A 12,406-nucleotide genomic window follows, 5' to 3' on the forward strand; every position below is an offset into this window, starting at 1 on the left:
ATCTGCACAGGCTCGATTCGCGTCGTAATGCTTCTGTGCCCCTTTTTCCTGTATCCGCTTTGAGCCGATAATAATGACCATAGCAACAGGAATCACCCAGAGCAGGGCCAGTCCCATCTGCCAGTCAAAGACCAGCATTCCAATACCAACCAGAACGGTAGAGATGCATGCACCGACAAACTGCGGCATGGTATGGGAAAAGGTAGTCTCCAGGGTGGCACAGTCGCCCATGATGGTATTTGTCAGATCCGAGAGATCCTTCTTTCCAAAGTAGGATAGGGGCAGATGCCGCATCTTTTCTGCCAGAGAAATGCGGCGTGCCGCACTTTCACGATATGTACTGACAAATACACTGCCGTACTGGACCCAGTGACAGATGAACATGATACCCAGAATGAGCAGACCTGCCACTGTGTACAGGAGAATATCGGGGGTCTGATCGGTCTGCACACCAAGCATCGGTTTTAGGAGGGCATCCAGCAGGATGAACACGAGACCGAGAGGCACCATTAGACTGATATCCGCAAGTGTGCAATACAGGCTCCCTTTGATGAAGTCCTTTGCTCCCTGCTCACTGAGAGCAAAACGGTTCTGGAGATAATTAAGCATGATGACCCTCCTCATTCCCCACTTTCCATTGTACCGAACGCTGGTATTCCTGCCACATCTCTGCATACAATCCGTTTTCTGCAAGAAGCCGGGTGTGGGTTCCCTGCTCTTTCACTTCGCCGTCCCGGATGACCATGATGCAGTCCGCATTGCGTACAGATGAGAGTCTGTGAGCGATCATCAGCACGGTCTTGTTTGCGGTTAATTTTTCAAATGCACGCTGAATCTGATACTCGTTTTCAGGATCGGCAAATGCGGTTGCCTCATCTAAGATGATGATCGGAGCGTCCTTTAGGATTGCACGTGCCAGTGCGATACGCTGTTGTTCGCCGCCTGAGAGGTAGACACCATCTGTTCCGATGATCGTGTCCAGACCCTGGGAGAATTTTTCAATGATGTCGGTACACCGGGCCAGTTCTACTGCCTTCATGACTTCCTCACGGTTGGCACCCGGTCTGGCAAACCGGATATTCTCCAGGATGCTTGCCTTAAACAGGTGAGCATTCTGGAACACAAACGCAATCTGTTCCATCAGGTGGTCTGAGGTGATGTGACGTACATCCACGCCGCCCACTTCAACGGCACCTTCCTGCACATCCCAGAAGCGTGGGATCAGACTTGCGATGGTTGTCTTTCCTCCGTCGGACGGCCCGACCAGTGCGCAGGTCTTTCCTTCGGGTATTACAAGACTGACGGTATTCAGTGCTTTCTCCCCACTTCCCGGATAGGTAAAAGAGACATTTTTAATTGCAATGGAACGGTCCTCTGGCTCTTCGGGGTGTGCCGGTTGGGGGAGGGGTTCTTCGTTTAATAGTTCGGTGACACGGCTTACCGCTTCGGTTGCTACAAAATACCCTTCTCCGAGACGCATGATCTTGCTCATCATCACCGCACATACCGGGGTGAAGAGGATGTAGAAGATCAGGTTCAGGAGGAAGCCCTTATAGTCGGGTGCGTGTGCGATGAGCAGCAATCCGACAGGGATCAACAGGAAAAATGTTCCGTTGAGGACTACCTTGTAATTTGTCATTGGCAGGCGGCAACGAAGGGCGTAGTCCAGTGCCCAGTCTCTATACTTCTGAATTGACTGGTGGAAATCCTTGAATGAGTAGACGGTCTGCTGAAAGACTTTCACTACAGGGATGCCGCGTACGTATTCAACGGCCTCGGTGTTCATCTCTTCCAGTGCGTCCATGTATTTTTGGATTGAGCCTGCCTGATCCCCTCCTATCATCTGTTTTAGATAATATACGCTCAGGGCCAGCGGGATAAGACTCACGAGTCCCAGTCTCCAGTCAAAAACAAAGAGCAGGATCAGTGTGGCAACAGGCATTACCACAGCACCGGCCAGGTCAGGCAGGAGATGCGCCATAAAGGTGTGGGTGACTGCGGCATTGTCGTCGATGATTTTTCTCATGCGACCGCTGGTGTTCTGGTCAAAGAAGCCCAGTGGCAGGGTGACGATCTTGTGCATTGCCTCCTTTCGTATGTTCTTTTCGACGCGGAATGCTGCCAGGTGGGAGCATATCAGAGCTCCGAAATAGAACAGAATACTGAGGACGGCAAAACCGACCGCAAGCCAGCCGTACCAGGTCACGCCTGTCGCGGTTGAGAGGTCCGGCCAGGCATGGAATATGTCCCTGACCACGAACCAGATACAGATATACGGAATAAGTGAGAGAATGGCGCTGATTCCAGACAAAATGCATGCCAGTATTATCAGTATGCAATAGTTGCCTGCGATGTCAAGGAGCCATGAAATTCCTTTATTATCATTTTTTGTCACAATAATTTCCTCAAAAAGGGATGAATATTTTTCGTTATTTCAGGATGCCGGGATGCCTGGGGAGTTTTGTCGGTGCCGTGAGGCAGGGTGCTCCGGGGCAATTCCGGTATTGTCAGATTTCACATTTTTTGCTGTTTTCACGGGTGATATGCTTTTGTTACCGGTATATTATGCGCTCTTTTCCGGCAGGGTGCGAAGGGTGGTCAATGGGTTCGGACAGAACTCCGATGTCCGACACAGAATGCGCCAGGATGATATCTCTCCAGGGGTGCCTGGTGTTTATCTCCATGGTTTTTTCTTTCAACGCAGGTAGGTTCGTCCGGGAATTCAGTAGATATATGCATATCTCCCTATGAAAATTCATTGTTTGGTCGCAATTAAGCTGAGCCGGACTTTTTTCGGAAATGGTGAATCTTTTATGAAATATTTGGATGATGGAGCAAACCGAGGTATTTATGGGATTTTGGGGGATGGGGGTGTTCCGGTCAGTGTATGTTCCGGTCAGTGGATATTCGTCTTTACGCTACGGGTGCTGCGGGTGTGTTTATGCAAAAAGATGGTTCTCTCTGGCCACCAATCCCCGTTATTTCGGAAAAATACGGCAGAAACGGACGCCGTTTTGTCCATTCCCGGATGCCCTCAAAATACGGCTGTTCTGTGCGTTATTTTAGCTGTTGTCTGATTATTGCAGAGTATTACGGGGGCGTGGTTGTCCGCGTTTTTGAGAGGATGTATGGGGTGTCTCCGGGTGTGATGGGGCCGCTCCGGGCTTCTGTGGGGATGGGTTTTTTGGGGGATGCAAGGTTGTTTGGGAGGAGGTTTGCGCTCGATTTATACGCAATTTGAGCGTTAACTGGCGTATTGGTGCTTTCATTCCAAAAATGAATGAATGAATGAATTGCAATTCTCCGTTTCGGGAGGGAGAAACGCACAATCGATGAGGAACAGAGAGGATAGAAACATATTTTGTTGCTGATTTCAATCCACACACCCGCGAAGGGTGTGACGGGTATCATGGTTTCCAACGGCAGGAGTTTTCCCATTTCAATCCACACACCCGCGAAGGGTGTGACAAGTTTTGTCTGCATCTGTGGTTGCCTTCTGACCAATTTCAATCCACACACCCGCGAAGGGTGTGACCTTCATATCCTTCAAATCCTGTTTGGTATCTACTCATTTCAATCCACACACCCGCGAAGGGTGTGACGTCTCGCCGAATGACCCGAACCGAGCCATCAAGGTAATTTCAATCCACACACCCGCGAAGGGTGTGACGTATCTCTGCCACGACTGGGCGATCACCTGATCGATTTCAATCCACACACCCGCGAAGGGTGTGACCGGGCAGATGATTTCCGCAATAGTGTATGGTTCCGATTTCAATCCACACACCCGCGAAGGGTGTGACATTTTTGATCTCTACTCTGCGATACCTGGCAAAATTTCAATCCACACACCCGCGAAGGGTGTGACCTCCATTGACCACTATCTTTTCTTTGCCCTGGCTATTTCAATCCACACACCCGCGAAGGGTGTGACGTGGTTCAATCGCGGCGGGTTCAATCGGTCCAAAATTTCAATCCACACACCCGCGAAGGGTGTGACAACACGGGTGTTGTTGGGTCAAACCTGCCATATGGATTTCAATCCACACACCCGCGAAGGGTGTGACCGCGCTTGTAAAGTAACGGTTTGTAACTGTCTCCTATTTCAATCCACACACCCGCGAAGGGTGTGACGAAACTTGCAATTCAGGCATATTCTAACGATGTATTTCAATCCACACACCCGCGAAGGGTGTGACTTCGACGCCATGCGCGAACAAGCCATGGAGCTGGATTTCAATCCACACACCCGCGAAGGGTGTGACGCCCTGCGATGACTTCTTTGATAGCGGGGGGAGCCATTTCAATCCACACACCCGCGAAGGGTGTGACATACTTTGCGTATGCATCAGGTTTTGTCTGTGTATTTCAATCCACACACCCGCGAAGGGTGTGACGACCTGAAGCGTAGTCGTTGAGACACCTGCACCACATTTCAATCCACACACCCGCGAAGGGTGTGACCAGCCACCAAGATTTCCTGGCTGCAGGTGCTTTGATTTCAATCCACACACCCGCGAAGGGTGTGACGGGGTGGCAAGCGGAACGAACGAGTACACAGACGAATTTCAATCCACACACCCGCGAAGGGTGTGACAAATGCCCTTGACAAGTTTGATGGCGTTTTCCCGATTTCAATCCACACACCCGCGAAGGGTGTGACCTGTAGTGCATTCGTAAAACTGGCACGGAAGGGATTTCAATCCACACACCCGCGAAGGGTGTGACCAGAGTATCTGGCGTGTCAGATACACTCACCGCATTTCAATCCACACACCCGCGAAGGGTGTGACTCCAGTCAATGCGCTTGTGGTGCGTAAAGTGGAATTTCAATCCACACACCCGCGAAGGGTGTGACTCGTTGGCCCGGTCCAAATTCCCGTTTGGTATTATTTCAATCCACACACCCGCGAAGGGTGTGACTATAAAGCGCCGGCTCCCGCCGTGCCCGCGTTTGATTTCAATCCACACACCCGCGAAGGGTGTGACAAGGGCGCGCAGCATAAGTATATCAGGAGCAAAATTTCAATCCACACACCCGCGAAGGGTGTGACGTGGTGGTGATTATGATATGGGGATGAGTGACCGTATTTCAATCCACACACCCGCGAAGGGTGTGACGCGGCGATTACTGCGGTCTCCTACCCGGTCACAATATTTCAATCCACACACCCGCGAAGGGTGTGACAGAACATCACCGACGAGAACGCCGCGCTTAAGGCATTTCAATCCACACACCCGCGAAGGGTGTGACCCCTTCCCTCGCGGGTAGCGTAGTAACCAAAGGAATCATTTCAATCCACACACCCGCGAAGGGTGTGACGAAATCCGGGACTGGAGGTGCTGATGTGGGCGTATTTCAATCCACACACCCGCGAAGGGTGTGACCTCGCGGAGCACAACCCGCATGACTGTGAGATTATTTCAATCCACACACCCGCGAAGGGTGTGACGCAAATGTCAAAATTGCTGCAGCATGCCTTCCGCTATTTCAATCCACACACCCGCGAAGGGTGTGACAACTGTGTTTTTAAATCACCGAAGGCTTTCCCAAATTTCAATCCACACACCCGCGAAGGGTGTGACAGAAACGGTTCTGATAATCGACCCGGTGGCAGGATTTCAATCCACACACCCGCGAAGGGTGTGACACTAAGCGGACCATTGATGCGTTAGAACGGACTCAATTTCAATCCACACACCCGCGAAGGGTGTGACAATCTGGAGTGAAACCTATAATGCGGGCAGCTTTATTTCAATCCACACACCCGCGAAGGGTGTGACGGTGGTGATTATGATATGGGGATGAGTGACCGTATTTCAATCCACACACCCGCGAAGGGTGTGACATTCTATTATCCGCGCTAAACTTCCAAAAGGCTTATTTCAATCCACACACCCGCGAAGGGTGTGACGCCTAAGATCGTCATCGGATATGATACCACGATATTTCAATCCACACACCCGCGAAGGGTGTGACGGTTGCAGCGACATCCGGCACTGGGTTCACCGGCAAATTTCAATCCACACACCCGCGAAGGGTGTGACATCTCTGGATCCTTGACGAGGACACTGCACCCGAATTTCAATCCACACACCCGCGAAGGGTGTGACCAACTCGTTTGACTGCAAGTGGAGCAACGGTGCAATTTCAATCCACACACCCGCGAAGGGTGTGACATAGACGAAATAAAAGAACGTATAAACAACGCCGAAAATTTCAATCCACACACCCGCGAAGGGTGTGACCGGGCAGCGCTATGAGACCCGGTGTCATCGCGATTTCAATCCACACACCCGCGAAGGGTGTGACGCCGTATCTACACTTTCAGACCATCCTACAAGGGTATTTCAATCCACACACCCGCGAAGGGTGTGACTCACACTGTTCGCAATACTTCGTTATCATCCGCTTATTTCAATCCACACACCCGCGAAGGGTGTGACGGTGGCATCATCACTGGTGCGGTAGATATTGATATTTCAATCCACACACCCGCGAAGGGTGTGACACTGGCGCATGGAACACATCTGCCGCCGACTGGGCATTTCAATCCACACACCCGCGAAGGGTGTGACCTGGCGTGGGCAAAACAGACGGCGACCGGGAGAATTTCAATCCACACACCCGCGAAGGGTGTGACGTCAAAGTCGGACGTTGAGGGATGGTTAAAGGGGATTTCAATCCACACACCCGCGAAGGGTGTGACCCTCCAACAAGTTATTTTACTTGATAAAGGCAAAATTTCAATCCACACACCCGCGAAGGGTGTGACCGCGACTATATGATAGGTCGCCTAGTATAGTAGCAATTTCAATCCACACACCCGCGAAGGGTGTGACGAAACTTGAAGCGATGGAAAACGCCGCCGAAACCGAATTTCAATCCACACACCCGCGAAGGGTGTGACGAAACAGGATAACGGAGTTATTCAGCGATTCAATGATTTCAATCCACACACCCGCGAAGGGTGTGACATGTCATACCACATATTACAAATGTCCTACAATATTTCAATCCACACACCCGCGAAGGGTGTGACTTGATTATTACTCTGTGCAGACTGAGATCAATATATTTCAATCCACACACCCGCGAAGGGTGTGACACTTTTTCCGTATGGCGTTGAGTGCAAACGGGTTATTTCAATCCACACACCCGCGAAGGGTGTGACCAAAACATCCTGAGACTTTGGCAGAGTGGGGATATTTCAATCCACACACCCGCGAAGGGTGTGACTTAAGGCTATTTTAGTTTTCTCCGGTTCTGTAGAATTTCAATCCACACACCCGCGAAGGGTGTGACTTGTATATAGCCAATTTAGGACAGACCTCTGCAGGATTTCAATCCACACACCCGCGAAGGGTGTGACATCACTGATTGAGGGTATGGCAAAACGGTATCAATTTCAATCCACACACCCGCGAAGGGTGTGACCGATCTTTGCGGCTGCTTCTATCTGTGATCTTGATTTCAATCCACACACCCGCGAAGGGTGTGACGTGTATGGCAGTGAGTTTGAAGCTGCATGTAAGATTTCAATCCACACACCCGCGAAGGGTGTGACTTTCCGGGCCCGCCTGAAATCACCGTCGTGGACATTTCAATCCACACACCCGCGAAGGGTGTGACACGGCGCCGGACGGGTTCGCTGTCGCAGGTATAATTTCAATCCACACACCCGCGAAGGGTGTGACATTGGTCGAAAGATGGCAGTACAAGCTTATTAATATTTCAATCCACACACCCGCGAAGGGTGTGACGGTGACCGGTAGGCAGAAGAGCAGGAGGTTAGGTATTTCAATCCACACACCCGCGAAGGGTGTGACCACACCCGAGGCACTTACAGGCGCTGTGGTTGAAATTTCAATCCACACACCCGCGAAGGGTGTGACTAACCTCTAAACCCTCTGCATACCCCGCATGGGATATTTCAATCCACACACCCGCGAAGGGTGTGACGGTTGTTGACAGACGCCAGGACACCGGCGTCCAGATTTCAATCCACACACCCGCGAAGGGTGTGACCTCTTCCTCCTCCTCCTCTTCAAGATCGTTTCTATTTCAATCCACACACCCGCGAAGGGTGTGACGTTGTTGACAGACGCCAGGACACCGGCGTCCAGATTTCAATCCACACACCCGCGAAGGGTGTGACCGCGGATGGGCCGGGCCGGGGCACGCTCTCCCCGATTTCAATCCACACACCCGCGAAGGGTGTGACGTCAGCAGCAACATGTAGCGATTCCATGCGGTTTGAATTTCAATCCACACACCCGCGAAGGGTGTGACGCGAGACCGATATCAAACAGTGGGGTGCCCCATGGATTTCAATCCACACACCCGCGAAGGGTGTGACTATTACCTGTCACGGGCGGCGCTTGATGCCGAAAAATTTCAATCCACACACCCGCGAAGGGTGTGACACATGGTATGCCCTCCTGTCCTACGGCGTCGAGATTTCAATCCACACACCCGCGAAGGGTGTGACGCCCGCTATCGGGACGCACTCAACACGAGGTAATGATTTCAATCCACACACCCGCGAAGGGTGTGACGCCCGCTATCGGGACGCACTCAACACGAGGTAATGATTTCAATCCACACACCCGCGAAGGGTGTGACGCTCACTTTTGTCCGCAGTGCAACCGCCTGATGAATTTCAATCCACACACCCGCGAAGGGTGTGACCACCGGAGGGCAGAACACGGACGGCACGACACCACACATTTCAATCCACACACCCGCGAAGGGTGTGACATGCTCCTCTGTCACACCACCCTTAGCTGCCAGTGATTTCAATCCACACACCCGCGAAGGGTGTGACGTAGCATTATTGAATAACACCGTGTAACTAAAATATTTCAATCCACACACCCGCGAAGGGTGTGACATAGCAACCGATATCCAAAAGGCATTACATCTGCCTATTTCAATCCACACACCCGCGAAGGGTGTGACGGTTTTGATCTCATTGATGACCGATCAGGACGAATTTCAATCCACACACCCGCGAAGGGTGTGACCCGGGCCCGATTCCAAGGTCTTCTTGATGTACTGATTTCAATCCACACACCCGCGAAGGGTGTGACCGGGAAGGAGTGGCCTGATCTAATCAGTCTGCTTAGATTTCAATCCACACACCCGCGAAGGGTGTGACAGTTTATGCGTGACGGCATCGTGCATGGCGAAGGATTTCAATCCACACACCCGCGAAGGGTGTGACTGCAAATTTATTCTATACTTTTTTGAATATTAAATTACGCATTGGTTTTTAGATATCGGGTTGGCAATTGCAAACTGCGACATATATCGACACCCTGGAAAAAAATTCTAATCCTGAAAATAATTATTTTAAATTATATCTTGGGCAATATTTAATTGCGGGCTACGTCAGGATCTAAAATAACAATCCGGTCCCGTATCACCCGGAAAATCATCAAAAAGGTTATATGCAAAAAAATAATTTTCCTGCGAAGCCGCCGGGGATTCTCTGGGCGCTTCCGGTTCGCAGTCGTCATGCAATTAATAGCCCTTCCGGATCATACCCACCCTTGGTACCAAAGTGTTCGACCCTGTTTTTCCAGTTCTTTCCCAGATAATAAAATCTGAGACTATCCTTTTCCTCATCAATAATCCCGCACAAAGAGTGTTTAAGCTTTGCAAACTGGGCAGGGTCAAGCAGGCATTCAAAAACAGAATTCTGCACTCTCTGGCCATAATTGACACACTCTTTTGCAACCTTTCTGAGTCGTTTCTTTCCGCCATCAGACTCCGTGCTCACATCGTACGTAACCAAAACCATCATAGAAATACCTCAATTCATAAAAAAGGGCGGATACCCATCAATATCTCCCCGCAGATGGCGGGCCATAAGCATTGCCTGAACATATGGTATCAGTCCGACAGATATCTTCTCTCCGAGATAGGGGTGAGTAACTTCGTCCTGTTTTCTTTTTTGCCATGCACCGAGGATCTCTTTTCTCCCGTCATCTGTCATGAGTACACCGCCATTCTCCTTTTTGAGAAAATCTTTTGCCTTCACCTGGTTCAGGTTGATTAAATTCAGTGCAAGACGATCGGCCATAAACGGACGGAGTTCTTCCATCATATCAAGCGCAAGACTGGCTCGGCCCGGTCTGTCCGTATGGAAAAATCCCACATACGGATCCAGCCCGACCGTTTCCAGTGCTGATTCAACATCATGCGCAAGAAGGGTATACAGAAAAGAGAGCATCGCATTCATATTGTCACGGGGAGGTCTCCGGTTCCGTTCCCTGAGATAAAAATCGTCTTTTTGCTTCAGAATCAGCTCATCAAGAGCAGAAAAATAAAATCGTGCGCAGTTCCCCTCGATGCCCCGGAGACTATCTGCCGTCGTGCAATCCTCAATCTTCAGCATGTGTTCAATGAGCAGTCTGTCGGCTGTGGTTACTTTCATGTTGTCTACCGTGTCACCGTGATCCCGGATGCCTCTCCCCAGCACCGTTCTGCAATTCACCGTCTTTCCGATGATAAAAGATTTTGCAACCTCCAGCGAATCAGAGGCACTGTCTGCCATCCGGTATTGTGTTCGTCTGAGAAGGACATTTCCCCGCACCCTTCCGCTGACGCGTGCCTGAAACTGCCCCTGTGGGCTTAAAAATGAGAGCGCAATGTTGTTATCCGAGCATAATCTCATTAATTTGGGGCTTGCCCCCATGTATCCAAAACAGACAATCCCTTCCAGATTATACACCGGAATTCGGAACCTCTCCGTGTTGTCAACTCTCACAACGACATTGTCCCCGTCCTTGACCAGATACGAATCAGGATTCGTCACATATAACGTATTCAGAAGTTTTCTCATGCTCAAAGCTCCCCGTTCGTATCCGTACATGCATCCCGGACATGGTTTTTGATATAGGTCTCAACAGATCGATTCTTCTTCGTCAGTCTCGGCATACAGACATCAAAAAGAGAACAAAGACTACACTTACGGTTCTTTTGGGCCGGAGGGGTTATTTCTTCACGGAACAGATGGTGCATCTCCTCTGCAAGAGCATACACCAGCTGCCTCAGTTCTTCCGTCATGTCGGTGTGAATGCGTCTGCGGATCTCGTAGTAATAAAAATCAGCGCTTGTAATTTCAACACCGAACATCTCTTCCAGGCAGATAACCTGTGCACACAACTGCACCTCATCACGCTCATCGATCTTCGGTTTTCCCCTCTTATACTCGACAGGCATCATTGTCCACCGCCCCTCACAATCAGGAATGGAAACACCTTCTTTAGAGCGGGTATATTCAATCACATCAGCGATACCATACAGACCCAGCGTGTACGAAACAAGGGGGCATGCCCGTGATATCCGGACATCCCCTCTGTTTTCGGTAAAAAACGGGTCATCTACCCGTTCGTGGAGGAAGTGCCCCTCGGTCGTCCTCAGATTATCCGCCCATTGCTGTTCGACATGAATGAGTGCCCACTGCCGTTTGCAAAAACAAAAATGCTGTATGCCGGATAACGACAAGAGCTCATCATCCGCATATCGTATATCTCTCATAATTTTTCAATCAGAGAGACACCATCCGGAATGTCTGTGGACAGGGTAACTGTATAATCGGTAAATGCACGCGGTGGCCGGTCACCGGAAATCCGTTCCACACTGACTTTATCGAACAGGATATGGGACTGACAGCAGCCGAGTTCAGTATCATGTTTGAATACGATCAGTTTTCGGGCAGACATCTTTCCCCGTGCTGCTGAGTGGTCATGCTCAAACATATTTACCAGACTGTCCCAGAACAGTTCAAGATCGTCTTCACTAAACCCGGTGGTCTTCTTTGCCAGGTTCGCTGATATGTAGCCCTCTGCACGATAGAGTCCATACGGCACAATCTGCTTTTTCCCCATCGTCTGGCCCTTCTCAGCATCGGCCGGTTTCGTCACGGCAAGCCGGGTGACCGTAATCTCCTGCTGGTAAATCCGGTCAATACTGCGGCTAAAATTGATCTGCACCGGGCCTCTTACCTGACCACAGTTCACCTCGGTCGTCATCACCGCACCAAAGGTGCGGATATCAAAGAAATTCTTGCACATGAACTTCGTCAGTTCATCGTCTTTCGGCTTCTTTTTGTCAGGTTTCATCCCCAGATGTGCATAGGCTTTTGCGTGCTGGTCATTGAGTACAGCCCCGGATTTCACATAGATTTCATATCCCGGCTCACCCTCTTTTACCAGATCAACGTAATCCCGTATCTTTCGCTTCAGGCACACATCCGTTACGATACCGCATCCGGTCTGGGGATCAATACGGGGCATATTGCCCATGTCAGGGTCGCCATTCGGGTTCCCGTTCTCTACGTCATACAACAATACAAACTCATACCGGTTCTTAATACATTCACTCATCTGTTAAGAT

General features: G+C 50.4%; 6 protein-coding genes and 1 CRISPR repeat array. All 6 genes read right to left on the reverse strand.

From position 1 onward, the window contains the following. Positions 1-609, reverse strand: a 609-nt coding sequence (locus MKMG_RS08485; protein ID WP_165077283.1) for an ABC transporter ATP-binding protein, incomplete at its 3' end; no start/stop codon positions are given. Beyond that, positions 602-2,395, reverse strand: a complete 1,794-nt coding sequence (locus tag MKMG_RS08490) for an ABC transporter ATP-binding protein (RefSeq protein ID WP_165077285.1) — start codon at positions 2,393-2,395, stop codon at positions 602-604. The genes MKMG_RS08490 and MKMG_RS08485, both read right to left, overlap by 8 nt. Before the next feature lie 975 nt (positions 2,396-3,370). After that, positions 3,371-9,227: a CRISPR direct-repeat array (repeat unit 32 nt; unit sequence ATTTCAATCCACACACCCGCGAAGGGTGTGAC). Between the two features lie 291 nt (positions 9,228-9,518). Then, a complete protein-coding gene (gene cas2, locus MKMG_RS08495; protein ID WP_165077286.1) occupies positions 9,519-9,809 on the reverse strand; it encodes a CRISPR-associated endonuclease Cas2 in 291 nt (96 codons plus the stop codon). 9 nt (positions 9,810-9,818) lie between these two features. Continuing rightward, a complete protein-coding gene (gene cas1c, locus MKMG_RS08500) occupies positions 9,819-10,850 on the reverse strand; it encodes a type I-C CRISPR-associated endonuclease Cas1c (RefSeq protein ID WP_165077288.1) in 1,032 nt (343 codons plus the stop codon). Between the two features lie 2 nt (positions 10,851-10,852). Next, a complete protein-coding gene (gene cas4, locus MKMG_RS08505) occupies positions 10,853-11,548 on the reverse strand; it encodes a CRISPR-associated protein Cas4 (RefSeq protein ID WP_165077290.1) in 696 nt (231 codons plus the stop codon). Further along, complete coding sequence (gene cas7c / locus MKMG_RS08510; protein ID WP_165077292.1) at positions 11,545-12,396, reverse strand: type I-C CRISPR-associated protein Cas7/Csd2; 852 nt, start codon at positions 12,394-12,396, stop codon at positions 11,545-11,547. The genes cas4 and cas7c overlap by 4 nt, the downstream gene beginning before the upstream one ends. Positions 12,397-12,406: the final 10 nt, after the last annotated feature.

Origin of the sequence: Methanogenium sp. MK-MG, assembly GCF_009914725.1 — an archaeon.
Lineage (GTDB): Archaea > Halobacteriota > Methanomicrobia > Methanomicrobiales > Methanomicrobiaceae > Methanogenium.